This is a genomic window from Ruegeria hyattellae (genome assembly GCF_041537925.1).
Classification (GTDB): Bacteria; Pseudomonadota; Alphaproteobacteria; order Rhodobacterales; family Rhodobacteraceae; genus Ruegeria_C.
In genome coordinates this window covers 128,554-152,002 of record NZ_JBGOSH010000011.1, presented here as the reverse complement: position 1 = coordinate 152,002, position 23,449 = coordinate 128,554, and the positions used below count along the sequence as shown (strand labels likewise).

Sequence of the window (23,449 nt, the reverse complement as noted above, 5' to 3'; positions counted from 1 at the left end):
ATTGCGTCACTACAAACAATTCGACTCAAAGTAGTATGCATATAGAATGAATGGATATATCTATTTGTTTTATATTACTTTTCCAATTCAGCCCGTTTAAGAACTTCAGTTAAAACTGTGCTGTTAATAGCAGCCTCTTGTCCACCCTCAAATGAAGCGCTCCGACTGAGCTAAGAAGGTTCGGCCGATGCTTCACTCATCCTCTTCGTCGTTGTCGTCCGCCTTGTCCTTGTTGCCTTCACTCAGGTATCTGGGCCAGAGCATAATCAACATCGAGGAACGAAAATTGAGAATTGAGTGGGAGCATCCAAGGTGTATCGCCTGCCTTGGTTTAGAGGAACTGAGCCTTGATCATATAATACCAGATAGCCTCGGAGGTATCCTCACCTCCCGCTTCCTTTGCCGCGAGTGCAACAGTCAATTTGGCTCCACATTCGAAGCTGCGGCTCGCCTCACACCAGAACTTCGCAAAGCGGCATCGGGGCTAGGGCCAGACCTCACCCAGTTGAAGGAACAACTCGAGCGCGGCGCTGAGTACCAAGGTCAATTTGGCGATCTGTCTTCGACGTCGAAAGTGCGAAAAGATGGCAAGACAGGTGTGTTTTGCTTGGAGGACGGCTCTATTGTGGTGCCGGAAGAAGACACGCTAACTCAGATCAAGTCACGCATCGGAAAAGGAGGTGGCACGGCATCGGAAGTTGAATAGGCGATATTGCGCTGGAGAGATGCTCCGGCTGGGCAGGATACAGAATTGGAGGAAGGCTTGCGTGTCAGGAAATGGCAAGATCATCCCTCGAGCCCAACATATTCCGAGCCCCCAATAAGCCCGCTCGTTCCTTTGAAGACAGCCTATGAATTTGCAGCACTTCTCATAGGCGGCAAGATCTATGACCAAGCCTTCGATCCGCCTCGTACGGTCCTACTGGATCAAGATGAGGAATTGGCGGAAGAGATAGTGAAATACCTGTGGGCCGACAAACCAGACGCTTTTCATGGGATTGCCTTTGAAGGGAACTATGGAGGCGCACGGTTTCAGGTTCGCCTGTTTGGCCTCTTGGCCTACCGCGTCAGCTTTCCCAGCATTGGTATCGAACTGCCGCCAGCGGTTTACACTCATCGGCTTGATAGCGGAGAAGAAGGGTTCCGCTTTGAGGATCAACTCGAGTAAAACTGGATAAGAAGACAATTCTTCGGGTGGAAACACAGAGGAAGGTCGAAAGTGCATTTCGGATTTCCAATCGAACCGGGCAAGGCGCAATCTGCACAACAAAACTGACCCAAGGTGCATATTCAAATAGCGGGCGACCAACAATTATTTTGAAAAATAGAAATGAGAACGAGTTACGACGCTGAGCAGCGTTTCACACGTAGTGTTACTTTAAACAACGATTCATTAATCGCGGACATGTAGACAAATTGACGTCGTACCCCATTGAGAAGTGAATTTACTCACGGAGTTTGTGTATCATATTCGAGCTAAACTGCTGATGGTATTGGTGGTATTAGATGAACAAGGGATCATACGTCGGAGCAACGGTTCATTGCTCCCCTAGGGTCAGGACCCATTGATTTTCGTTTTGATGCGTGATTCACGGCTGAAAAACGAGCGGTGAATATGTCTGATCTTTTCTGGCTGACGGATGCGCAGATGGCGCGTCTTGAGCCTTACTTTCCGAAGTCCCATGGCAAGCCTCGCGTCGATGATCGACGTGTATTGAGCGGGATTATCTTCATAAACCGCAATGGGTTAAGGTGGCGCGACGCCCCGGCAACCTATGTGCCGCACAAGACGCTCTACAATCGTTGGAAGCGGTGGAGCGATCGGGGCATCTTCGCGCAGATGATGGTCGGTCTGGCCGCCGATCACGGCGAAGAAAAGACTGTCATGATCGACGCCACCTATCTGAAGGCCCACCGCACAGCGACCAGCATGGGCGTTAAAAAAGGGGGCGTGGACGCCTGATCGGTCGGACCAAAGGCGGGATGAATACCAAACTCCACGCGATTTGCGACAGCCAGGGGCGACCACTGAACCTGTTTGTCACTGCTGGGCAGGTCAGCGATTACATCGGCGCGCGGGCCCTGCTGAGCAGCATACCGGAGGTCGATTGGCTGCTCGGCGACCGCGGCTATGACGCCGATTGGTTCAGAGAAGCGTTGAAAGACAAGGGGATACGCCCATGCATCCCAGGACGAAAGCAACGCAAGAAAACAGTCAAATACGACAAGCGCCGATACAAACGACGTAATCGGATCGAGATCATGTTCGGCAGGCTGAAAGACTGGCGGCGGATCGCAACACGATACGACCGCTGTCCGAAGGTCTTCCTCTCAGCAATCGCGCTCGCCGCTATCGTCATTTACTGGCTATGAGTCCTGACCCTAGCGCCGGACGGCCGGAGTTTTCACACAGCCTCAGCCCGAACCGGACATTCGCAAAAAAACCTTGCAGATTAAGCGATACGCAAAAATTTGCCGTGCGTCGGCAAAAGTCGCGTATCAGACGACCAGCGACTAACGTATTTCAAGTGAACAAACGCAAGGATCAGAGAAAGAACTCTGCCCGTTCCACTACCCAAACCAATGCGACCAGACTTGCGCACGCCGCAACGACAGCGCGAGAGTTGACCCAGATACGACCTGGTTGTTTGCGCAACAACAACACCAAGGGCCAGACCAATAGAACGATCATGACTTGTCCAGCCTCTACTCCAACATTGAAAGCCAACAAGCTGTGCCAAACGTTTGGTGCATCAACTCGTAGAATTTGGTGCAACATGAAGGAGAACCCAAACCCGTGCAGCAACCCAATGCCGGGCGTGATGGCAAAAGCCTTCAGGTCGCCATGTCCTTTCTCTGGTGGCCAAACCGCCATTGCAGCTGCGTAGATTATTGAAAGTGCTATTGCCAATTCGACAGTTGGGATGAACCCCAAGAAGCGATCAACAACACATTCCCATCAAGATGAAGGAACAATAGGTTCCTCAAGAGGGCAGTTCGCCTTCTACACCCCGCACAAACCAGTTCATTTCGTGAACCTGCTTGTCAGTCAGCGCATCTCCTTGTCCGATAACGGTATCGCCATTTGCGTCAACGATGGGGCCGGAAAACGGATTCAAAGTTCCGTCTTTCAAGGCTTGTTCGATCCCAGTCGCGACCGTTTTGACACCGTCTGGCAGGGATTTATTGTAAGGTGCCATCATGACCAATCCATCACTAATGCCATCCCATGTGTGACCGGTTTCCCAAGAACCATCCATTACATCCTGGACTCGACGTATGTAGTACGGACCCCAATTGTTCACGATGCCAGTTAGGTGTGCCTGTTCAGCGAATTGAGACATGTCTGCGTCCTGCCCAAAGCAATAAACCCCTGCCTCCTCTGCTCGCTGGCAAGGTGCTGGGCTGTTTGTGTGCTGAGTAATGATATCAGCGCCCTGGTCCAGCAAAACCTGCGCAGCGTCGGCTTCCAGCGCTGGATTATACCAAGTGTTAACCCAAACAACTTTCACCTCGATATCCGGATTTACTTTTTGCGCCGCCAAAGTGAACGCGTTTATTCCCATGATGACTTCGGGGATTGGAAATGACGCGATGTAACCTACGGTATTCGTTTCCGTCATCATTCCGGCGATTGTTCCAAATATGACCCGGCCTTCATGGAAGCGAGCATTGTAAACGCTCACATTGGGCGCAGTTTTGAAGCCTGTGTTGTTTTCGAACCGAACGTCTGGAAACTTTTCAGCAACTTGCAGCGTAGGCTCCATAAAACCGAAGGACGCGGTAAAAATCAGATCGTGCCCCGATAGGGCGAGCTGAGTGATCACGCGGGTGGCGTCTGGGCCTTCAGGTACGCTTTCCACGAATGTTGTTTCGACATTGTCCCCAAAATGAGCGATGACATCCTGCCGTCCGACTTCGTGCCGATAAGACCAGCCATTGTCACCAATTGGGCTCGGGTAGACAAACCCAACTTTCAACTTTTCTTCAGCAATAACGGGAGCTGAGCCAAATGCAATTGATGCAGCGACACAAAACCCACTTAAAGTAAGTCTATTGAATTTACGTCTGTTTTCCATCGAACTTCCTCCCTCTTCATCCTCCGGGTCCATTCTGCTTGAACGCTGCCGCTCGACATTTGCAATTTTTCTGCAAATATCTGGGGGAGACACAACGTGCGACGTTGCCCGCAGACCAGCACTGTTCCGGCTTCCTGTTCGGATTTGATGCAGAAAATTACCAATCACCAACTGATGCAATCAAGCGCATACATTCGCCCGAATTGTTCGCATTATTAGAACACCGTTGTCGACTTGCGGTCTTCTGTTGAGACTTCGCAACCAACTAAGGGCGGAATTCTCAACGGGGCACGCGACTCGATGCGGGCTGCGGTCAGTGATCTATGAACAGTAGCGATCTCTTCACCCGGCCTTGGATTTTGCGCCTGCCTCTACGGTTTCCAGGGTTTGCACCAATATCTGGGCCAGCGCCTGTGTTGCCTCTGACATTTGCGCTGGATTTCGACCACTGAGGGTCAGAAGTTCATATACGTTTTGACCTTCGATCTGGCGGAACAATAAATCACCACGGGTTACCTCGTCGCGTACATCCGCCCATGTCAAAAAGCTGACACCTGCCCCCTGCACAACAAGCTGTTTGATTGCGCTTACCGAGTTAGATTTTGCAATCGCCTGCGAGTTCAGACCCATGCGCTGGATCATGGACTTCACGGTCGCGTTCAATGACAAGGAACGGTCTGGAAGCACCAGCTGTTGCCCTTGCAAATCCGCCTTCCCGACCAAGCCTTTCGAGCTAAACTCAGGAGTGGGCTTCATCACCGCTCCAATATCCAGCCTTGCTTCATAGTGACATCGAAACCCGAGATCCCCGGGCATGTTAAATGCGACAACAAGATCAAGTTCACCCGCCAGCATCTGCTGAACAAGCTGTGAGGTGCCGGCAACACTAACATCAATGGCGATCTGCCCGTGTTGCTTGTTCATTTCATCGTAAACCGTTGCCAGAAAGCCTTCAGCGAAACACTCCATAATCCCCAGGCGCACATGCCCGGCACGCCCTTTCAAGACCTCGACTTCACTTCGCATGGCCTGATCTTGTATCTGGAAATTCCTGATGTAATCGACGACCAGCTTCCCTGCCTCCGTCAAGTTCATCCCCTTTGGATGTCGCAGGAACAACGGGGTTCCAAGTTCCCGCTCCAAGTTCAGAACATGTCGATTTATCGCTGACGGAGCTAGGTTCACGCGTTCCGAAGCTTTTCGGATCGAGCCGGAGCTGGCAACAATTTCGATAACATGGGCGGCTTGGGTCAGAAGAGGCATTCAAGTGTCCTAATTTTCAGTCCGGCTTGTCCTGTTTATTATCATAGATTGGAACACCCTTTCCTCCTAACTTAACAAAAGTTCAAAGGGATTAAGAGATGGCACGCGATTTTTTGATTTGCGCACCGCACGTACTGACCATGGATGCGCAAAACACTGTTTTGAACGACGGGGCGATTTTAGTGCGGGGAAATGAAATCGCGACTGTTGGTACACGAGAACGGTTGGCACGTGAAAATCCGCAGGTAGAAATCCAGGAACTTCAAGATTGCCTACTAATGCCCGGTATAGTTAACGCGCATTGCCATTCAGGTATTTTGCGTGGCACAGCCGAGGGATTACCAGTCTGGGATTGGCTGAGAATGTATATTGACCCAATGCACCGGGTGCTCAATGCGCGTGAGGCGGAAGCGGCCTCATGGCTTTGTTATGCGGAATCAGCCCTCTCTGGATCGACGACCATCGTTGACATGTGGCGCTATATGCACGGCAGCGCCAGAGCAGCAGACACCATCGGTACACGTGCAGTACTTGTTCCTTATGTCGGCGAACACCCGGACTATGACTATTTTGAAACTCTGGAAACTAACGAGAAACTTCTGGAAGATTGGCATCGCAAATCGAATGGGCGAGTCAACGTTTGGGTTGGGTTGGAGCATTTGTTCTATGCTTCGCCCGAAAAGCACAGGGATTTCATCGATCTTGCATTGAAATACGACACTGGCTTCCACACTCACAGCAATGAAGCAGAGATTGAATTGCAGGAAATGGACCGTCGTTATGGCAAGCGTTCGGTTCATGTTCTCAAGGATTTCGGGTTCTTTGAGCCACGCAATACGCTTCTTGCGCATTGTGTGTGGTTGGACGATTCTGAAATCGACGTCCTTGCCGCAAATAACGTTGGCGTGGCCCACAACCCGGTCAGCAACATGAAACTCGCGAGCGGCATTGCGCCGGTAGAAAAACTGCTAAAGGCTGGCGTCGCTGTCGGTATCGGCACAGATGGAGAAAAAGAGAATAACAATCTCGACATGTTTGATGACATGAAATGCACGTCCCTTCTTGGGAAACTGAACAATCTGGACGCAAGTGCGTTGGACGCGTGGGAAGTCCTGCGGATGGGCACAATAGACGGCGCAAAAAGCATTGGTCTGGAGGAAGAGATTGGTTCGTTGGAAGTTGGCAAGAAAGCCGACATAATTGCTGTGCGAACGGACACGCCGCGGATGACACCGTTGATCAGTGACGGTGAGTTTTTCAACCTCCACTACAACCTCGTATATTCGACACGCGGATCAGACGTGGTCATGACAATGGTGGACGGAAAACAGATCGTGAAAGGCGGGCACCTTGAAACCGCCGACCTGTCTGAAGTGATCAGTGAAGTTCACGAAATTCTTCCCGGATTGTTTGAACGTCGCGCGGCCTTTCTGTCCGAAAATGAGGATGGCGCGGTTAGCCCTGTTTGAGCAACGGAACTGCTTATGTTGCAACGAGTCTGCAACGGGCAAATCGCGTTTGTCGAGCTTGCAAGTGGAATGGAAAAAATGTCAACTGACCTTAAATATCTGCGTGAAACCATTAAGATAGCCAAGGAATGTCGAGACACAGGTAATCATCCCTTTGGAGCCATATTGGTCGGCCCTCAAGGCGACATCCTGCTTCGCGCCGGAAATACGTATTCGTATGAAAAAGGTGTGGGACATGCCGAATTGAACGTTGCGCGAACAGCCAGCCGAAAATATCAACCGGACTATTTGGAGACATGTACCCTTTATACTTCAGTTGAGCCTTGCTGCATGTGTGCTGGTGCGTGCTATTGGGCCGGGATTGGAACTGTCGTGTACGGAATGACTGAAAAGCGGTTGGCGGTCTTAACTGGTGACAACGAAGAAAACCTGACGTTGAACATGCCGTGCGAAGCCGTATTTGCTGCCGGGCAGAGAAAAGTTGTGACGCGAGGTCCATTCGAGGAAATCGAAAACGAGGTCGCTGCCGGTCACATTGGTTTTTGGTAATTGCCTCACGATCCAGAGGCATTCGATAGCCGACATTCGAATCACAAATCGGATTGGCGGTTTTGTCCGAACGTCCGCTGCGGACATGGAGCCGCCGTTGATGTCTGAGCCGGTTTATAGGTCCTGAACCTAAAAAGAATTGGTGTTGTTAGTCAAAAATCTAGTTCCACCGGCTTACCGGGTATTGTTCACAGTTAAAGGCAAACACTAAACCCATAGAGGGTTTTGTCTCGATCATTGGATCTGTTTCAGAGCGAAAGAAACCGAAATCCACCCCGCCCAGTCCACAATAATGCTCGAACTAAAATCCAAAGAACGAGGCAGCCAAAGTCAAAACCAATGCATAGACGCAACTATCGATGCGTACTGATCTCGTCGTAGAGGTGGTCGAACAGATCGTCATCGTCGTCACCGTTCTTACGGCGGATCGGATACGGTGCCCAACCCCGTTGAAGGTGGTGTCCGTCAGACCTGACCGAGCCTGTACCTCTGCGCGCATCTCCGCCACGTCGGGGGTGATATTGGTGTCCAGCAGGTTCCTCTGCGCCTCGACGCGCTGGCGCGCGCCCTTGAGGCCGACAGAGGGATAGGAGCCCAAGGTCATCTCACGCTGCTTGCCATCGACCCTGTAGCGCCAGATCCACGTCTTGCTGCCCTTTGGGTGAACGATCAGGGCGAGGCCACCGCCATCTGCCAGCTTGACCTTCTTGTCGCCCGGTTTCGCAGCCTTGATCTGCTTGTCTGTCAGTTTGGCCATCTTGCATACTTTCTCACTGGCGAACCCCACACAGACCCCCACAATGGGAATTCTGGCAGAGCCCAAGTTTCCTTGGGGGTGAAAAAGACTGACACGTCAAAGGCCTTATCTACAAAGCCCTGTGACTGCGAGTGAATTCGAACTGAGGAGAAAAATGGTGGAGCCTAGGGGAGTCGAACCCCTGACCTCTTGCATGCCATGCAAGCGCTCTCCCAACTGAGCTAAGGCCCCGATCCTGCACTGATCAATCAGTGGCGGACGTTTATGAAAGGCTAGCCCCGAGCGCAAGTGTTAAATCGTCGGAGCCGGCATTTTTTGGCCGCCGCTGCCCAGCCGGGCAAAGCGGCGAGGCATCAGGCGTCGTCGTCTTCGGAGGCAACGTCGGCGATTTCTTCGAGAGGAACGTTGTCCTCTTCCTCGTCGTCGTCCAGCAGATCGTCTTCCAGTTCGATGTCGACATTGTCGTCATCTTCCAGAACGGTATCTTCGCCTTCGGCATTCTGCTTGGCCTTGACCGATGCGGCGTCTTCGGCGTCAGCGGCGATCATCCGGCTCTTGCCGGTGTCGAACTCCACGACCTCGCCGGTATAGGGGCTGACGATCGGGTTCTTGTTCAGGTCATAAAACCGTTTGCCGGTGGTCGGGCAAGCGCGCTTTACGCCCCATTCTTCCTTGGGCATAGAAAATCCCCTTGATATCACGTGAGTCGTATGAAGATTCTGGTCACCTGCCATATGCTGTAGGGACTGTCAAAGCCTTTAAGGGCGGGGGACGCAAACATGGCCGATCATCACCTTCCCGGCGCGCCGCCGGTACCACTGCTTCTGCGTCGCTCGGCGCGGGCGCGGCGGATCAGCCTGCGGATATCGCAGCTTGACGGTCGGGTCACCCTGACCCTGCCCAAAGGCGTGCCCGAACGCGAGGCGCTCGATTTTGCCCGATCCAAGGAAGGCTGGATTCGCAATCACATCAGTGCTCGTCCCGATCAGGTTCTTATGGCGCCGGGCGCTCAGATCCCAGTTGAGGGGATGACGCGCACCATTATCGCGGCGTCAGGTCGGCGGGTGGAATTGCGTGCCGATGAGATCGCCGTGCCCACAGGAGCCGAGGCGCGGCGGCTGCAGCGCTACCTCAAGGAGCTGGCCCGCGATCGGCTGGTTGCGGCATCGGACCACTATGCGCAGGCGGTGGGGCGGAACTATACCCGGATCACGCTAAGGGATACGCGGTCGCGCTGGGGGTCGTGCTCGTCTCAAGGGGCGCTGATGTATTCTTGGCGGCTTATCCTCGCTCCGTCCGCGGTGCTGCGCTATGTGGCGGCGCATGAGGTGGCCCATCTGGCCGAGATGAACCATTCGGCGCAGTTTTGGGCGCAGGTCGAACGTATTCACGGACCCTATGAGGCACCCCGCCGCTGGTTGCGCAAACAGGGTGGCGCGCTGCACCGGTTCCGATTTGAGGATGCTGATGGTTGACCTCTGCCGCTTTTGTGATCACATGGTCTTATGTTGACCACGCGCGCGCCAGATCAGGCCCCGGTTGCCCATGATCGCATCTACCGCAGCCTGCGGACCCGGATCATGCATGGCGAGATCGCGCCAGGCGCATCGCTGACGCTGCGCGGGATCGGCAAGGAATACGATGTGTCGATGACCCCCGCACGTGAGGCGGTGCGGCGGCTGGTGGCCGAAGGCGCGCTGTTCCTGTCCAGCTCGGGCCGGGTGTCGACCCCAGAGCTCAGCAATGACCGGATCGAGGAACTGGCCGCGCTGCGCGCCCTGCTTGAAGTCGAACTGGCCAGCCGTGCATTGCCGCGCGCCCACATCGCGCTTATCGATCGACTGGTTGCAATCAACGGCGCGGTCGCCGAGATGGTCAGCAAGCGCGACGCGGTGGGCTATATCCGCGCCAATCTGGAGTTTCACCGCACGCTCTACCTGCGCGCTCAGGCACCGGCCATGCTGGCCATCGCCGAAACCGTGTGGTTGCAGTTGGGTCCGACCATGCGCGCGCTTTATGGCCGCCTGCGCCGGACCGACCCGCCACGTTACCACCGTCTGATCATCGCCGCCCTAAAGGCGGGCGATGAGCCGGGGCTGCGGCTGGCGGTGCGCTCGGACGTGACTCAGGGATTGCGATTGCTAGTGAGCTGAGGCAGCGCATATCCCCGAAGGGCGGCTCCGGCCGGAGAAGCGCCAGATAGGCCGGCCAGTCGCGCCATTTCGACATATTGCGCGGGCAGGGTGTGCCTGCAATCTGGCTTGAACACACCTGCGCGCGAACATGATTGCCTTCGTCTACAGCGCTGCGATATTCTTACTGGGCTGCGATTCTATTTTGAGCGCGCGTCCGACACTCGAACCAAGCCCAGCGGAGCATTGTATGAAGACCCGGCCCGATATGCCGGTACTGGCGGCAATGACGCTATGACCACAGGTCTGCATTATGAGAATCTGGACAGCCTGATCGCCTGCCCGCATTGCGACCTTCTGCATGAGTTGGAAGAGCTGCGCCCGGGTCAGCGCGCCAAGTGCAGCCGCAGCCATACCACCTGATCACCATCAAGACGGAAACCAGTGACCGGACCCTGGCCTTTACCCTGGTCTCGGCCGTTTTGATGGCTGGTGCGCTGTGCTTTCCGTTTCTGGGCATGTCCAAGGCGGGGCTGGAGCGCAATGCCTCAATCGTGGAGGTGATCCTGGCTATTTCCGAAGGCCGGTACTTGCTGCTGGGCCTGTGCGTGCTGCTTGTTGTGGTGGTGCTGACGATGCTACGCGCGGCGCTGCTGGTTTATTCGGTCTGGCCGCTGCGGCAGGGGCACCCGGCGCTGCCCCATGCCCAGCTGGCCCTCGCCTGAGCCGAGGCGCTGGCCCCTCAGGCGATGACCGAGATATCCAACATCGGAACCGCAATGGTGCTGATCAAGATCGGCGGGTCGGCCACGATCACCTTTGGCATTTCGTTCTGGCTGTTCTGCGTGCTGGTGCTGGTGCTGGTGATCGGGTTCCAAAACGCCTCGGTCTGTCGTTGTACGATCTGGTCCACCATCCGCAAGGCGATGGCATGATCAGCGCACGCGAGGCAGCGCATACGATCATCGAAAGTGTCATAATCTTTTTCAAGAAAGGCTACTATCTGGTCGCGACGGTCATCATGGCGGTCAACCTGCTGATCCCGATCGCGAAATTCCTGATTGTCCGATTTCTTGCGCTCAGCATCCACTATCGCTGGAACCTCAGCACCCATGCGCGGCTGGCTCTATATGAGCTGGACGAATTCGTCGGGCACTCGTCGACGATCGAAGTGTTTGTCGTAGCGCCGCTGGCGTCCCTTATTCGCCTCAGGGCGATCATATCGCCCAATGTCAAGGGGATCGAATTCAAGCTGACCTCGGCCGAGACCGGGTCGATTTGGGTGGGGGCTCCGTTGCTCCACAAGGGCTTCAAAGTCGGCAAGGTCGAGGATCTGTCCCTCAGCGAGGATGGCAGCACAATCACGATCACCGCCTTCGTGAACGAACCTTATGACACGCTGACCAAAACCGGCTCGCGGTTCTGGAACGCCTCGGGGATCGAGGTTGACCTGACCGATGAGGGGTTGACGGTGGGCGTGGAAAGCCTGTCGCCGCTGCTGCAGGGCGGTATCGCAACCTCGATGGGCAAGGTGTCATCCGGTCAGATCTGAGCGTGACCCGAGCGTCCGGGTCATGAACACACTGAGCGGGTCTTCCCGGTAGTTCCCAAAGGGCTGGCATTCGCTGAAGCCATGCGCGGTATAAAGCGCGCGGGCGGGGGCAAAAAGCGCGTCCGATCCGGTCTCAAGGCTCACCCGCTGCAAGGCGCGGTCCTGCGCTTTGGCAATCAACACCTGCAGGATGGCGCGCGCCACGCCGCGCCCGCGCGCCTCGGCGGCGGTATGCATGGATTTCAGCTCGCCATGGCCCGGCGCGATCTCGGTCAGGGCGCCAATGCCCAGCACGGCATTGCCCTGCCGTGCGCTGATCAGAACCGCGCCCGCTTCCAGCAGCGCGTCGGGTTCCATGACATGGCAGCTTTCCTCGGGCGAGGCATCGCGCATCAGCTCGAAATGGCGCAGCAGCAGGGCGCGTATGTCGGCGTTCCGAGCGTTGTCGCGCCCGACCAGCAACCCGGCCGTCAAGTCAGTGGGTCCAAGGGCTGCGCCGGTTGGTCGCAAAATTCTCACCATACCCCATCGGGCGAACATTCTGCTTGCGCTTGTGCGGCTCGGTCACCTGGGCATCAATCCCATGCGCCTTGGCATAGTCCAGCGCCTCTTCCTTGCTGTCGAACTGCAGATGCACTTGCGTCTGAGTGTCGGCGGACGACGTCCAGCCCATCAGCGGATCAATTTCGCGCGTCGAGGCGGGGGCATATTCCAGCACCCATTTCCGGGTCTTCGCCATCCCCGATGTCATCGCGTTTCTGGCAGGTTGGTAGATGCGAGCGCGCATTGCCGTCTCCGTTTGGTCATGCGAGCCCATCTTATGCCGCACTCGGTTGGGTGGGGCAAGCACCGTTGAACAGACAAAGCCGGGACCGACCACGCCAAAGAGTAAGCACTGCACAAAAGTCTCCGGACTCGACAGAAGCGTCCCTGGCATCGCAAGTTGGCAAAACGGAGATCGGCAACTGTTTAACGGCGCGGGGGCAAAACATGGAGCGCGCAATCGCTGCGATCGTTTCGCTGGATGTGGTGGGGTATTCTCAGCGCATGGCGCGCAACCCTGACGCCACTTTGGAGGATCTCAGGACGGTCTTCGATACTGTGGTCCGACCGCGTGTGCGCATCGGCAATGGCCGCATCTTTAAATTGATGGGGGATGGAGCACTGGTTCGTTTCGGCACAGCCTCTGACGCGATCGCCACTGCCCATGCAATTCAAAAGGACATGCAGGGTAACGCGATCCAACTGCGCGCCGGGGTTCATGTAGGTGACGTCAGCATCAATCAGGAAGACGTATTCGGCGATGCGGTCAACGTGGCCGCACGTCTGCAATCCGCCGCACAGCCTGGAGGGTGCCTTGTCAGCCGCGTGGCGCAGCAGATCGCCGGCGGATCGAATGGCGTTCCGTTGAAATCAGAGGGGGCATTGACGTTCAAGGGTGTGCTGGCGCCGATCGAAGTATTTTCAGTCGACCTGCGCGGAAAAGATGCCCAGGCCCAACGGGTGAAACACGCTAAAAGTCAGAATATCCGCTTTGCAACCTCACGCGATGGCACCCGCATTGCCTGGACCGAAACCGGCCAGGGCCGGACCGTTGTAAAAGCGCCAAACTGGGTTCAGCACCTTGAAAGTGATTGGACCCACAACCCGATGAACGGCTGGTTGCCACATCTGAGCCATCACTATCGGCTGATACGTTGCGATGGCCGCAATAACGGTCTGTCCGACCGAGGCATCGCCGATGTCACTTTCGACCGTTTCGTCGATGATCTGAAAGCGCTGTTCGACGCTGCGGGTGTGTCGCGCGCACCTGTATTCGGGGCCTCGCTGGGCGCGGCTGTAGCAGCGGCCTTTGCGGCGCGTTACCCTGATCGGGTGTCTGGTCTGATATTGTTAAGCGGTTTCGTGCACGGTCTTGCCAAACGGAACAGGCCACAGGATTTGGCGTTGGGGCATGCGATGATGGACCTCTCGCGCGATGCTTGGGACGCCAGCTATCCCTCTGGTCGTCACCTCTTCGCGCAGGCATTCTTTCCAGAATCCAGCCCACAGGATCAGGACCTTTACGCTCGCTTCATTCAGATGGCGATGACACATGAGGATTTTCTGCGGATCAGTGATTGCGTGGACGTGGTCGATATCGAGCCCCTGTTGCCCGACATTCGCTGCCCGGCGCTGATCCTGCATGCCGATCGCGAGCGCGTTCATTTCAAGGATCAGGGGCAAAAACTGGCGGCGGGAATTCCCGATGCGCGTTTTGTCGGGCTGGATACCGCAAATAACAATATGCCCGACTATGACCCCGAATGGCCCAAAGCCCTGCACGAAATCGAGAGCTTTCTGCAGGATATTCCAGATCTGCCCGAAATGTCCTGATGACAGAATCCGACATCAGCGGCACCGCTCCTCTTGAACAAGAACAAAAACAGATCAAATCTGGCAGCGAAGGGAATCGTTCATGCCGTATGCCAATTCCGACCGCAGCCAGCTTGCCACTGAAGACGTCCGCGCTCGCCCCAAGCTGGAAGGCGGCAAGCGCTTTGTCATGCAGACCGAGTTTACCCCCGCCGGTGACCAGCCCACCGCCATTGCCGAACTGACCCAAGGGATGAGCGAAGGCGAGCAGAACCAGGTGCTGCTGGGCGCCACCGGCACCGGCAAGACCTTCACCATGGCCAAGGTGATCGAGAAAACCCAGCGCCCGGCGATCATCCTCGCCCCCAACAAGACGCTGGCGGCGCAATTGTTCGGCGAATTCAAGGGCTTCTTCCCCGACAACTCGGTCGAGTATTTCGTCAGCTTTTACGACTACTACCAGCCCGAAGCCTATGTGCCGCGTTCCGACACATACATAGAAAAAGAGAGCCAAATCAACGAACAGATCGACCGCATGCGCCACTCGGCCACGCGGGCGCTCTTGGAGCGCGATGACGTGATCATCGTGGCGTCCGTCAGTTGTATCTATGGCATCGGCTCTGTCGAGACCTATGGGGCGATGACGCAGGACCTGAAGGTCGGCAAGGAATATGACCAGCGGCAGGTGATGGCCGATCTGGTGGCCCAGCAATACCGCCGCAACGATCAGGCCTTTCAGCGTGGCTCGTTCCGGGTGCGGGGCGACTCTCTGGAAATCTGGCCTGCCCACCTTGAGGACCGCGCCTGGAAGCTCAGCTTTTTCGGCGAAGAACTGGAAACCCTTACCGAGTTCGACCCGCTCACCGGTGAGAAGACCGACACTATGGAACAGGTCCGTATCTACGCCAATTCCCACTATGTGACGCCAAAACCGACGATGCAGCAGGCGATTCTAGGCATCAAGAAAGAGCTGCGGGTGCGCCTCGATCAACTGGTCGGTGAAGGCAAACTGCTCGAAGCGCAAAGGCTTGAGCAGCGCACCAATTTCGATCTGGAAATGCTCGAGGCCACCGGTGTCTGCAACGGAATCGAGAACTATTCGCGCTACCTCACCGGCCGCGCCCCCGGCGAACCGCCCCCCACGCTGTTCGAGTTCATACCCGATCACGCCATCGTCTTCGCCGATGAGAGCCATGTCAGCGTGCCGCAGATTGGCGGAATGTATCGGGGCGATTATCGGCGCAAGTTCACGCTCGCCGAACACGGGTTCCGCCTGCCGTCCTGCATGGATAACCGCCCCCTCAAGTTCGAGGAATGGGACGCCATGCGTCCACAGTCGGTCTTTGTCTCGGCGACACCAGCGGGGTGGGAGATCGAGCAATCCGGCGGCGTCTTCACCGAACAGGTGATCCGCCCCACCGGCTTGTTGGACCCCGAGGTCGAAATCAGGCCCGTAGACATGCAGGTGGACGACCTGCTGGACGAGGTCCGCAAAGTGGCCGGTGATGGCTATCGCACGCTGGTCACCACGCTGACCAAACGCATGGCCGAGGACCTGACCGAATACATGCACGAGCAAGGCATCAAGGTCCGCTACATGCATTCCGATATCGACACGATCGAACGGATCGAAATCCTGCGTGACCTGCGACTGGGAGCCTTCGACGTGCTGATCGGAATAAACCTGCTGCGCGAGGGGCTCGACATCCCCGAATGCGGGCTGGTCGCCATCCTGGACGCGGACAAAGAAGGTTTCTTGCGCTCGGAAACCTCGCTGATCCAGACCATCGGCCGCGCCGCACGAAACGTCGACGGCCGGGTGATCATGTACGCCGACAAGATCACCGGCTCGATGGAGCGCGCGCTAGGCGAAACCAACCGCCGCCGCGCCAAGCAGATCACCTATAACGAAGAACACGGCATCACGCCTGAGACGGTGCAGAAGAATGTCGAGGATATTCTGGCCGGTCTCTACAAGGGTGACGTGGACATGAACCGTGTAACCGCCACCATCGATAAACCGATGCACGGCGCAAATCTCGAGGCCCATCTGGACGGGTTGCGCGACAAGATGCGCAAAGCCGCCGAGAACCTGGAATTCGAAGAGGCCGCCAACATCCGCGATGAGATCAAACGTTTGGAAGCGGTCGATCTGGCCATCGCCGACGATCCCATGGCGCGGCAATGGGCAGTCGAGAAAGCCTCAGAAGACGCGGTGAAGACCAAAGGCCGGTCAACGGCTGGCAGGCCGGGGCAGCGGGGAGGAAATGTGAAGCGTAGAAAGCGGTAGTGTTAATCAGGTCTCGGAGAACTTAAGACAAAATGGGCGACATCTGGAAAACTCTCATACCAGTCGCAATTGCAATTGGCGGTTGGGTCTTCACTTTCTGGCTCACGGAAAGAAATCGTTCTCGACAAAGCGAAAAGGAACGAGAAAGGCGCGCTCAGGACCACGAGAAGGACTTAAGAGAACATAGGCGGGAAAAGAACCTAGAACGGCTGGATGAGCAAATTGAGAAGCTATACGGGCCACTGCATGCGAATTTACTGGCGGGTGAAGCAGTCTGGGAGACATTCTGGAAGATGTTCAAGCCGTCTCACGGTCAAAGTGGCTATTTCCACCCTCAATTTGAAAACACGTCCGAGGAGCTTGGGGTTTGGAGACGTTGGATAATTCAAGTATTTCAACCGATTAATCGAGATCTATCTGATATTATCATTAAGAACGCGCAATTAATCGAGCCGGACGATGAACAAATAGGCCTGGAAAGCGGCGCAGTGGATCAGGGTGTCTATCCTGACGAATTTCTTCAACTAATAGCGCACGTGAAAGCATACGATGGAATAATTGCAGCTTGGGCAGAAGGTGATTACCGCTACCACACTGCAGAGAAGAACTTCCCGAAGGAGCTGCGACCCCTTGTAGAAGAAAAGTACTTCAATCTCGTGCGAAAGAGGTTGAACCTGTTGCAGGCGAAGATGTGAGTACATCCATGAGCTGGCGTAGGTGGGTCCTTAGCTCTCTTTGCTTTCAGCCTGTCACAACACATGATGGGCGAATTCACCCACCTTAAAGACCCAACTCCACCTTCTTCTTCTTGGTCAGCCCAGCCAAAACCAGCTCATAAGACGTCACGATATGCTCGCGCAAGGACGTCTCGTTCATGCCGCGGTCCTCATAGACCTGTAGCCATTTCATGCCCCGCGACGCCAGATAAGGCGCGGGGCGGATACCGGGTTCACCGCTCAGAACCTCAAATGCCAGATCGGTGGCCTTGAAGGTGAAGGCGTCCTTCCCCTCGTTCCACCCGCAGATTGCAAACACCTTGCCACCCACTTTCCAGACATCCGCATTGCCCCACTGTACTACGTGGCTGGTGGCTCTCATCCCCGAGCAAAAGGTGTTGAATTCATCCCGCGTCACATGGCCCATCCCGACTGACCTACCCAGAAGGCCGCCTGTGTGACTTCACTCACCAGTTCACAACGGTGAAATTCACCATCACACCTTTGTCCTTCTTTTCAAACTCACGCGGGTCAGCCCAAACCTTGATCGAAACCTTGCCCTTTGTATCGAGCTTGCGGTCCAGAACAAACTCTGTAATCGGAATAGTCAGTGATGGAACGCCAGACCCCGGCGGTTTGGGGACCCATTTTCCGTCTACCCGGGGAATAGTAGCCGCACCGTCCACCTTCTTGTTCTTCTTGGCCAGTTCCTTCTTGAGTTGTTCGGCAAAGAATTTGACGACCGTCTTGTCGACAGATTTGACCTCTTTCTGGCACTTTTTAACAAAGGCTTTCTCCAGTTTCCCCTTCTTGTCCAGCGGCGCGACCGTCGTTCCGATCTTGCGCCCCACCTTCTTGCATGCGCCTTCCATCTTCTTCTTGGCGGCATTTGGTATCAAATCGGGCATCGTGGTTCCCTCCAGATAATTGCTTCAAATAATACCTGCATCATAGCACAACACGATTTTGCTCCGAATCTGGCTTGTCCTGAAACGGCTCAAATCCAAAGAACATCCTATAACTGACCGTAAACAATTGGGTTTTCGCGTCGAAACCACATGCCAGAGCGAGGAATGGGCGTCAGCGCCTATCCCCCTGCCCCACGCATCTGCTGATCAATTGCTCCAATTCGCAATCACATCATACCCCTGAGGCGTTGGTACGGCTTCAAGGTAGTCTGCAAAGGCTCCCCAAAGTTCAGCCACCTTGGGTGCGTTCGCATTCGAGGTCGCTTCGCTTTCGACGATCGACACCACATAGCCGCTGCCATCCTCGTTCATCACGTTGATGAAATTGTGCATGCCCGGCATCCCAAGGATCTGCCCCCTCAGTTCTTCCATCTTTGCTGTCGCCGCCTCGCGGGTACCGGGCTTCATTTTATATTGAGTTACTCTTGCAAACATCTTAGGTCCTCCCAATGAGCGCGTCGCGCCCCCAACGCGGGTCTTGAAATAACACCCGCCGCTGTCACCATAGCATAGTTTGCATCACCCCCCGATCAGCCGCAGCAGAACCACCAACCAGACCACCCCGGTGGCCAGCGCGGTCAGGGCGACGGCGGCGCTGGCGGCATCCTTGGCCTGACCTGCCAGTTCGTGTCGCTCGGTTGAGGTGAAGTCCACCGCCCGCTCGATTGCAGTGTTGAAGAGTTCGGCCACCAGCACCAGCAGACCAAGCGCCAGGATCAGGGCGCGCTCTCCGGCACTCAGCGGCAGCCAGAATGCCAGGGCTGCCGAGACAAGGTTGGCCCAGACCCAGCAGCGAAACGAGTATTCTTCGCGCCACGTCGCAGCCAGCCCCGCCAAGCTCCAGATCGTTCTGTCTTTCAGGTGTGCAAAGAAATTGCGCATGGGTCCTCCGCTGCGGCTTTCCGGCCGTCGTCGTAAGGATGCAACCGGGCCGGGACGCGAAAATCAAGCACCCATCCTAGTGCCTCATCAGATTTGAAAAGAGAAAAGGGCCCCGCCTCGCGGCGGAGCCCCCTTTTCCGTCAGACGCGCGCGTCTTATTCGCGGCTTTCCGGTGTATCGACCAGCGTGTCGAAATCATCGCTGATAAAGTCGTCCTCCATCACCGGCGCAGCAAGCGCTGCAGCGGCTTCGGCCTCTTCCCGGCGCGCTTCAATCACGACATTGTCGCGGTCCTGCGCCACGCGGCGCACGCGCTGGGTGGCACCACCAGTCCCGGCAGGGATTAGACGACCCACGATGACGTTTTCCTTCAGGCCGACCAGCTTGTCCTTCTTTCCCTGCACCGAGGCTTCGGTGAGCACCCGAGTTGTCTCCTGGAAGGAGGCCGCCGAGATGAAAGAGCGGGTCTGCAATGAGGCTTTGGTGATACCCAGCAGGATCGGTTCGCCCTGTGCCGGACGACCACCCTTGGCGATCGCCTTTTCACAGGCCGCGTCAAACTCCTGCTTGTCCACATGTTCGCCCTTGAGCAGCGTGGTATCCCCGGATTCCTGGATCTCCCACTTCTGCAGCATCTGGCGCACGATGACCTCGATGTGCTTATCGTTGATCTTCACACCTTGCAGGCGATAGACGTCCTGAACTTCGTCGATCATGTAATCGGCCAGCGCCTCGACACCCATGATGGACAGGATGTCATGCGGGGCCGGGTTGCCGTCCATGATGTAGTCACCCTTCTGCACGAAGTCGCCTTCCTGCACCGGGATGTGCTTGCCCTTGGGCACCATGTATTCGACGGCATCCATCGACTCGTCTGCCGGTTCGATCGAGATACGACGCTTGTTCTTGTAGTCACGGCCAAAGCGCACGAAACCATCTGCCTCGGCGATGATTGCGTGATCCTTTGGACGACGGGCCTCGAACAGTTCTGCAACGCGGGGCAGACCACCAGTGATGTCCTTGGTCTTGGCGCCTTCGCGCGGGATACGCGCAACGACGTCACCGGCATTGATCTTGTCACCGTCTTCGATCGACAGAACAGCGTCCACCGACATCGGGTAGTGAACCGGGTTGCCAGCGTCGTTGCGCACGGGTTCGCCATCCTCACCAACAAGAATGATTTCTGGCTTCAGATCGTTGCCTTTGGGGGCCGCGCGCCAGTCGATCACGATCTTCTGGGTCATACCGGTCGCATCGTCGGTCTCGTCACGGACAGCAATACCCGAAACCAGATCGACATATTTCACGGTACCCGACTTTTCCGCGATGATCGGCAGGGTATAGGGGTCCCACTCGAACAACTTGTCGCCCCGCCCGATCTTGTCACCATCCTTGACGAACAGCTTGGAGCCATAGCCCAGCTTGAAGCTGGCGCGCTCTTCACCATGCTCGTCATTGATGATCAGCTTCATGTTCCGGCCCATCACCAGGTTCTCACCCGCCGAGTTGGCCAGGATCTGCGGGTTCTCGAAGACGATGACACCGTCCTGACCGGCCTCCTGGAAGGATTGCTGGCCACCCTGGGCAACGCCGCCGATGTGGAACGTCCGCATCGTCAGCTGAGTGCCGGGTTCCCCGATCGACTGCGCCGCGATGATGCCGACGGCCTCACCGGTGTTGACCATGGTGCCGCGCGCAAGGTCACGGCCATAGCACATCGCGCAGACGCCTTCCTCGGCCTCACAGGTCAGCGGCGAGCGGATGCGCGCGCTGACAACACCGGCCTCGTCGACAGAATCCGCCATGCGTTCGTCGATCAACTGGCCTGCAGCGATCAGAACCTCGGTGGTGCCGGGCTTGAGGATGTCATCGGCAGCCACACGGCCCAGAATGCGGTCGGCAAGCGAGGACACAACCTCACCATCGTTCACCGCAGCCTCAGCTGTGATAGCACGGTCGGTGCCGCATTCATGCGCCCGCACGATGCAGTCCTGCGCCACGTCCACCAAACGACGTGTCAGATAGCCCGAGTTCGCAGTCTTCAGAGCGGTATCGGACAGACCTTTCCGTGCGCCGTGGGTCGAGTTGAAGTATTCAAGAACGGTCAGACCTTCCTTGAAATTCGAGATGATCGGCGTTTCGATGATGTCGCCATTCGGCTTCGCCATCAGGCCGCGCATCCCGCCCAGCTGCTTCATCTGCGTAACCGAGCCACGGGCACCGGAGTGGGCCATCATGTAGACCGAATTCGGTTCCTGTTCGGCCCCGTTCTCGTCGCGATCCGAGGACGAGATCGTGCCCATCATCGCATCGGTGACGCGGTCGTTACACTTGGACCAGGCATCGACAACCTTGTTGTACTTTTCGCCCTGAGTGATCAGGCCGTCCATGTACTGTTGTTCGAAATCCTTCACATGGCTGCGGGTGTCTTCGACGATGCCCCATTTGTCATCGGGGATCACCATGTCGTCCTTGCCGAAAGAGATGCCCGCCTTGAACGCTTCGCGGAAGCCCATGGTCATGATCTGGTCGCAGAAGATGACCGACTCTTTCTGACCGCAGTAACGGTAGACGGTGTCGATGACCTGCTGCACTTCTTTCTTCCGCAGCAGGCGGTTGACCAGTTCAAACGGCGCCTTGGCGTTCAGCGGCAGCAGCGCGCCCAGACGGACACGGCCCGGCGTGGTCTCGAACCGCTGTTGCACTTCCAAGCCATTTTCGTCGATCTGGGTGATCCGCGCGGTGATCTTGGTGTGCAGGTGCACTTCACCTGCGTCCAGCGCATGCTGAACTTCTTCGATCGAACCGAACACCTTGCCTTCGCCCGGCATGCCTTCCCGTTCCAGGGTCACATAGTAGAGACCAAGGATCATGTCCTGCGACGGAACGATAATCGGCGCGCCATTTGCAGGCGACAGAACGTTGTTCGTCGACATCATCAGAACCCGCGCTTCCAGCTGGGCCTCAAGGCTCAGCGGGACGTGAACGGCCATCTGGTCGCCGTCAAAATCGGCGTTGAAGGCCGAACAGACCAGCGGGTGCAGCTGGATCGCCTTGCCTTCGATCAGAACCGGTTCAAACGCCTGAATGCCAAGACGGTGCAGCGTCGGTGCGCGGTTCAGCATCACGGGATGTTCGCGGATCACCTCGTCAAGGATATCCCACACTTCGGGACGCTCTTTCTCAACCAGTTTCTTCGCCTGTTTCACGGTCGAAGACAGACCCTTGGCTTCAAGGCGCGAGTAGATGAACGGCTTGAAAAGTTCCAGCGCCATCTTTTTGGGCAAACCACATTGGTGCAGCTTAAGCTCCGGACCGGTCACAATGACCGAACGGCCTGAGAAGTCGACGCGCTTACCCAGAAGGTTCTGACGGAAGCGGCCCTGCTTGCCTTTCAGCATGTCCGACAGCGATTTCAGCGGGCGCTTGTTGGCACCGGTGATCACGCGGCCACGACGGCCGTTGTCGAACAGAGCATCCACCGACTCTTGCAGCATCCGCTTTTCGTTACGGACGATGATGTCAGGCGCGCGCAGTTCGATCAGACGCTTCAGACGGTTGTTCCGGTTGATGACCCGGCGATAGAGATCGTTCAGATCGGACGTCGCGAAACGGCCACCATCCAGCGGCACCAGCGGGCGCAGTTCCGGCGGGATCACAGGGATCACGGTCAGAACCATCCATTCCGGGCGGTTGCCGGATTCCAGGAAGCTTTCGACCACTTTCAGGCGCTTGATGATCTTCTTGGGCTTTAGCTCGCCGGTGGCCTCGGCCAGATCAGCGCGCAGTTGCTCTGCTTCGGCCTCGAGGTCGATCTGCGCCAGCATCTCGCGGATGGCTTCGGCACCGATATTGGCCGTGAACGCGTCCATGCCATAAGCATCCTGCGCGTCCATGAACTCTTCTTCGGTCAGCATCTGGCCATAGGACAGGTCGGTCAGACCGGGCTCGATCACAACGTAGTTCTCGAAGTACAGAACCCGCTCCAGATCGCGCAGCGTCATGTCCAGCATCAGGCCGATGCGGGAGGGAAGCGATTTCAGGAACCAGATATGGGCAACGGGCGCGGCCAGTTCGATATGGCCCATCCGCTCGCGGCGGACTTTCTGCAGAGTGACTTCCACACCGCATTTTTCGCAGACAACGCCGCGATACTTCATGCGCTTATACTTACCGCAAAGGCATTCGTAATCCTTGATCGGGCCAAAGATACGGGCGCAGAACAGACCGTCACGCTCGGGCTTGAACGTGCGGTAGTTGATGGTTTCGGGTTTCTTGATCTCACCATAGGACCAAGAGAGAATCCGTTCCGGGCTCGCCAGCGAGACCTTGATTTCATCAAAGACCTTCTGCGGGGTCAGCGGGTTAAACGGGTTGTTGGTCAGTTCCTGGTTCATTTTGATACCTCAAATTCGTGCGGAAGGGTTGATTGGAGTG

General features: G+C 56.3%; 24 protein-coding genes, 1 tRNA gene and 1 pseudogene. 13 read left to right on the top strand and 13 right to left on the bottom strand.

The annotated features are described in order from the left end of the window. Positions 1-187 precede the first annotated feature (187 nt). The 3 genes from AB1E33_RS21910 (at position 188) to AB1E33_RS21900 (ending at position 2,373) form a co-directional block, all read left to right on the top strand. Positions 188-706, top strand: coding sequence for an HNH endonuclease (locus AB1E33_RS21910; protein ID WP_372579371.1), 519 nt, complete (start codon positions 188-190; stop codon positions 704-706). A gap of 45 nt (positions 707-751) precedes the next feature. Continuing rightward, a complete protein-coding gene (locus AB1E33_RS21905; protein WP_372579370.1) occupies positions 752-1,168 on the top strand; it encodes a hypothetical protein in 417 nt (138 codons plus the stop codon). Positions 1,169-1,615: 447 nt separating this feature from the next. Next, positions 1,616-2,373 (top strand): IS5 family transposase gene (locus AB1E33_RS21900; RefSeq protein ID WP_372579369.1). Its coding sequence is split into 2 segments (ribosomal slippage): positions 1,616-1,952 and positions 1,952-2,373, totalling 759 coding nucleotides; the frame shifts between segments, so codons are not numbered across the junction. A 172-nt stretch (positions 2,374-2,545) separates the two neighbouring features. Here AB1E33_RS21900 and AB1E33_RS21895 read toward each other — a convergent pair. From AB1E33_RS21895 to AB1E33_RS21885, 3 genes are all read right to left on the bottom strand, one after another. After that, the gene (locus AB1E33_RS21895) at positions 2,546-2,935 is read right to left on the bottom strand and encodes a HupE/UreJ family protein (protein WP_372579368.1); all 390 of its coding nucleotides are present in this window, start codon (positions 2,933-2,935) and stop codon (positions 2,546-2,548) included. A 49-nt stretch (positions 2,936-2,984) separates the two neighbouring features. Next, on the bottom strand, positions 2,985-4,079 hold the full coding sequence (locus AB1E33_RS21890) for a BMP family ABC transporter substrate-binding protein (RefSeq protein WP_372579367.1): 1,095 nt from the start codon (positions 4,077-4,079) through the stop codon (positions 2,985-2,987). A 342-nt stretch (positions 4,080-4,421) separates the two neighbouring features. Beyond that, positions 4,422-5,342 carry a LysR family transcriptional regulator gene (locus AB1E33_RS21885; protein WP_372579366.1) on the bottom strand — a complete coding sequence of 307 codons (921 nt, stop codon included), beginning with the start codon at positions 5,340-5,342 and terminating at the stop codon, positions 4,422-4,424. 98 nt (positions 5,343-5,440) lie between these two features. On the opposite strand from AB1E33_RS21885, the gene AB1E33_RS21880 reads away from it, so the two are divergent. Together AB1E33_RS21880 and AB1E33_RS21875 are read left to right on the top strand one after the other, a co-directional pair. Continuing rightward, entirely contained in the window at positions 5,441-6,811 is a 1,371-nt protein-coding gene (locus AB1E33_RS21880) for an amidohydrolase family protein (RefSeq protein ID WP_372579365.1), read from the top strand. Positions 6,812-6,826: 15 nt separating this feature from the next. Next, on the top strand, positions 6,827-7,360 hold the full coding sequence (locus tag AB1E33_RS21875; protein ID WP_372579364.1) for a nucleoside deaminase: 534 nt from the start codon (positions 6,827-6,829) through the stop codon (positions 7,358-7,360). Between the two features lie 301 nt (positions 7,361-7,661). Here the strand turns inward: AB1E33_RS21875 and AB1E33_RS21870 are convergent, their stop codons facing one another. The 3 genes from AB1E33_RS21870 to AB1E33_RS21860 all read right to left on the bottom strand — a co-directional run bounded on the left by AB1E33_RS21870 (position 7,662) and on the right by AB1E33_RS21860 (position 8,797). Beyond that, positions 7,662-8,117 carry an Arm DNA-binding domain-containing protein gene (locus AB1E33_RS21870; protein ID WP_372579363.1) on the bottom strand — a complete coding sequence of 152 codons (456 nt, stop codon included), beginning with the start codon at positions 8,115-8,117 and terminating at the stop codon, positions 7,662-7,664. Between the two features lie 155 nt (positions 8,118-8,272). Further along, positions 8,273-8,348: transfer RNA gene (locus AB1E33_RS21865), tRNA-Ala, on the bottom strand. 122 nt (positions 8,349-8,470) lie between these two features. Further along, the gene (locus AB1E33_RS21860; protein ID WP_372579362.1) at positions 8,471-8,797 is read right to left on the bottom strand and encodes a TIGR02300 family protein; all 327 of its coding nucleotides are present in this window, start codon (positions 8,795-8,797) and stop codon (positions 8,471-8,473) included. 99 nt (positions 8,798-8,896) lie between these two features. Here AB1E33_RS21860 and AB1E33_RS21855 point away from each other — a divergent pair, with 99 nt between their 5' ends. From AB1E33_RS21855 to AB1E33_RS21835, 5 genes and pseudogenes are all read left to right on the top strand, one after another. Continuing rightward, positions 8,897-9,592 carry a M48 family metallopeptidase gene (locus tag AB1E33_RS21855; RefSeq protein WP_372579361.1) on the top strand — a complete coding sequence of 232 codons (696 nt, stop codon included), beginning with the start codon at positions 8,897-8,899 and terminating at the stop codon, positions 9,590-9,592. 30 nt (positions 9,593-9,622) lie between these two features. After that, a complete protein-coding gene (locus AB1E33_RS21850; RefSeq protein ID WP_372579360.1) occupies positions 9,623-10,270 on the top strand; it encodes a GntR family transcriptional regulator in 648 nt (215 codons plus the stop codon). A 225-nt stretch (positions 10,271-10,495) separates the two neighbouring features. After that, positions 10,496-10,672 (top strand): hypothetical protein, encoded by a 177-nt coding sequence (locus tag AB1E33_RS21845; protein WP_372579359.1) that lies wholly within the window; start codon positions 10,496-10,498, stop codon positions 10,670-10,672. Beyond that, positions 10,648-11,184, top strand: a pseudogene (locus AB1E33_RS21840) (paraquat-inducible protein A). The gene AB1E33_RS21845 and the pseudogene AB1E33_RS21840 overlap by 25 nt, the downstream one beginning before the upstream one ends. Then, a complete protein-coding gene (locus AB1E33_RS21835) occupies positions 11,181-11,801 on the top strand; it encodes a paraquat-inducible protein A (RefSeq protein WP_372579358.1) in 621 nt (206 codons plus the stop codon). Before AB1E33_RS21840 ends, AB1E33_RS21835 begins: the two are co-directional and overlap by 4 nt. On the opposite strand, the gene AB1E33_RS21830 is transcribed toward AB1E33_RS21835, so the two are convergent. Beyond that, complete coding sequence (locus AB1E33_RS21830; RefSeq protein ID WP_372579357.1) at positions 11,784-12,275, bottom strand: GNAT family N-acetyltransferase; 492 nt, start codon at positions 12,273-12,275, stop codon at positions 11,784-11,786. The genes AB1E33_RS21835 and AB1E33_RS21830 overlap by 18 nt on opposite strands. A gap of 1 nt (position 12,276) precedes the next feature. After that, positions 12,277-12,588: an ETC complex I subunit gene (locus AB1E33_RS21825; RefSeq protein WP_372579356.1), complete on the bottom strand. Its 312-nt coding sequence runs from the start codon at positions 12,586-12,588 to the stop codon at positions 12,277-12,279. Between the two features lie 203 nt (positions 12,589-12,791). Here AB1E33_RS21825 and AB1E33_RS21820 point away from each other — a divergent pair, with 203 nt between their 5' ends. From AB1E33_RS21820 to AB1E33_RS21810, 3 genes are all read left to right on the top strand, one after another. After that, entirely contained in the window at positions 12,792-14,177 is a 1,386-nt protein-coding gene (locus tag AB1E33_RS21820) for an alpha/beta fold hydrolase (protein WP_372579355.1), read from the top strand. Between the two features lie 82 nt (positions 14,178-14,259). Next, positions 14,260-16,446 (top strand): excinuclease ABC subunit UvrB, encoded by a 2,187-nt coding sequence (gene uvrB, locus AB1E33_RS21815; RefSeq protein ID WP_372579354.1) that lies wholly within the window; start codon positions 14,260-14,262, stop codon positions 16,444-16,446. Positions 16,447-16,478: 32 nt separating this feature from the next. Then, positions 16,479-17,141: a hypothetical protein gene (locus tag AB1E33_RS21810; protein ID WP_372579353.1), complete on the top strand. Its 663-nt coding sequence runs from the start codon at positions 16,479-16,481 to the stop codon at positions 17,139-17,141. Positions 17,142-17,226: 85 nt separating this feature from the next. Here AB1E33_RS21810 and AB1E33_RS21805 read toward each other — a convergent pair whose 3' ends face one another. The 5 genes from AB1E33_RS21805 to rpoC form a co-directional block, all read right to left on the bottom strand. After that, entirely contained in the window at positions 17,227-17,580 is a 354-nt protein-coding gene (locus tag AB1E33_RS21805; RefSeq protein WP_372579352.1) for an MmcQ/YjbR family DNA-binding protein, read from the bottom strand. A 49-nt stretch (positions 17,581-17,629) separates the two neighbouring features. Beyond that, positions 17,630-18,070, bottom strand: coding sequence for a hypothetical protein (locus AB1E33_RS21800; protein ID WP_372579351.1), 441 nt, complete (start codon positions 18,068-18,070; stop codon positions 17,630-17,632). A 207-nt stretch (positions 18,071-18,277) separates the two neighbouring features. After that, on the bottom strand, positions 18,278-18,565 hold the full coding sequence (locus tag AB1E33_RS21795; protein ID WP_372579350.1) for a hypothetical protein: 288 nt from the start codon (positions 18,563-18,565) through the stop codon (positions 18,278-18,280). 84 nt (positions 18,566-18,649) lie between these two features. Then, positions 18,650-19,012, bottom strand: coding sequence for a diacylglycerol kinase (locus tag AB1E33_RS21790; protein WP_372579349.1), 363 nt, complete (start codon positions 19,010-19,012; stop codon positions 18,650-18,652). A 155-nt stretch (positions 19,013-19,167) separates the two neighbouring features. Further along, a complete protein-coding gene (rpoC, locus tag AB1E33_RS21785; RefSeq protein ID WP_372579348.1) occupies positions 19,168-23,409 on the bottom strand; it encodes a DNA-directed RNA polymerase subunit beta' in 4,242 nt (1,413 codons plus the stop codon). Between the last annotated feature and the right edge of the window lie 40 nt (positions 23,410-23,449).

Coding starts and splice junctions, on each gene's coding strand:
- AB1E33_RS21910 (WP_372579371.1), top strand. CDS start 188: ATGCTTCACTCATCCTCTTCGTCGTTGTCGTCCGCCTTGTCCTTGTTG.
- AB1E33_RS21890 (WP_372579367.1), bottom strand. CDS start 4,079: ATGGAAAACAGACGTAAATTCAATAGACTTACTTTAAGTGGGTTTTGT.
- AB1E33_RS21885 (WP_372579366.1), bottom strand. CDS start 5,342: ATGCCTCTTCTGACCCAAGCCGCCCATGTTATCGAAATTGTTGCCAGC.
- AB1E33_RS21880 (WP_372579365.1), top strand. CDS start 5,441: ATGGCACGCGATTTTTTGATTTGCGCACCGCACGTACTGACCATGGAT.
- AB1E33_RS21875 (WP_372579364.1), top strand. CDS start 6,827: ATGTTGCAACGAGTCTGCAACGGGCAAATCGCGTTTGTCGAGCTTGCA.
- AB1E33_RS21870 (WP_372579363.1), bottom strand. CDS start 8,117: ATGGCCAAACTGACAGACAAGCAGATCAAGGCTGCGAAACCGGGCGAC.
- AB1E33_RS21860 (WP_372579362.1), bottom strand. CDS start 8,797: ATGCCCAAGGAAGAATGGGGCGTAAAGCGCGCTTGCCCGACCACCGGC.
- AB1E33_RS21855 (WP_372579361.1), top strand. CDS start 8,897: ATGGCCGATCATCACCTTCCCGGCGCGCCGCCGGTACCACTGCTTCTG.
- AB1E33_RS21850 (WP_372579360.1), top strand. CDS start 9,623: ATGTTGACCACGCGCGCGCCAGATCAGGCCCCGGTTGCCCATGATCGC.
- AB1E33_RS21835 (WP_372579358.1), top strand. CDS start 11,181: ATGATCAGCGCACGCGAGGCAGCGCATACGATCATCGAAAGTGTCATA.
- AB1E33_RS21825 (WP_372579356.1), bottom strand. CDS start 12,588: ATGCGCGCTCGCATCTACCAACCTGCCAGAAACGCGATGACATCGGGG.
- AB1E33_RS21820 (WP_372579355.1), top strand. CDS start 12,792: ATGGAGCGCGCAATCGCTGCGATCGTTTCGCTGGATGTGGTGGGGTAT.
- uvrB (WP_372579354.1), top strand. CDS start 14,260: ATGCCGTATGCCAATTCCGACCGCAGCCAGCTTGCCACTGAAGACGTC.
- AB1E33_RS21810 (WP_372579353.1), top strand. CDS start 16,479: ATGGGCGACATCTGGAAAACTCTCATACCAGTCGCAATTGCAATTGGC.
- AB1E33_RS21800 (WP_372579351.1), bottom strand. CDS start 18,070: ATGCCCGATTTGATACCAAATGCCGCCAAGAAGAAGATGGAAGGCGCA.
- AB1E33_RS21795 (WP_372579350.1), bottom strand. CDS start 18,565: ATGTTTGCAAGAGTAACTCAATATAAAATGAAGCCCGGTACCCGCGAG.
- AB1E33_RS21790 (WP_372579349.1), bottom strand. CDS start 19,012: ATGCGCAATTTCTTTGCACACCTGAAAGACAGAACGATCTGGAGCTTG.
- rpoC (WP_372579348.1), bottom strand. CDS start 23,409: ATGAACCAGGAACTGACCAACAACCCGTTTAACCCGCTGACCCCGCAG.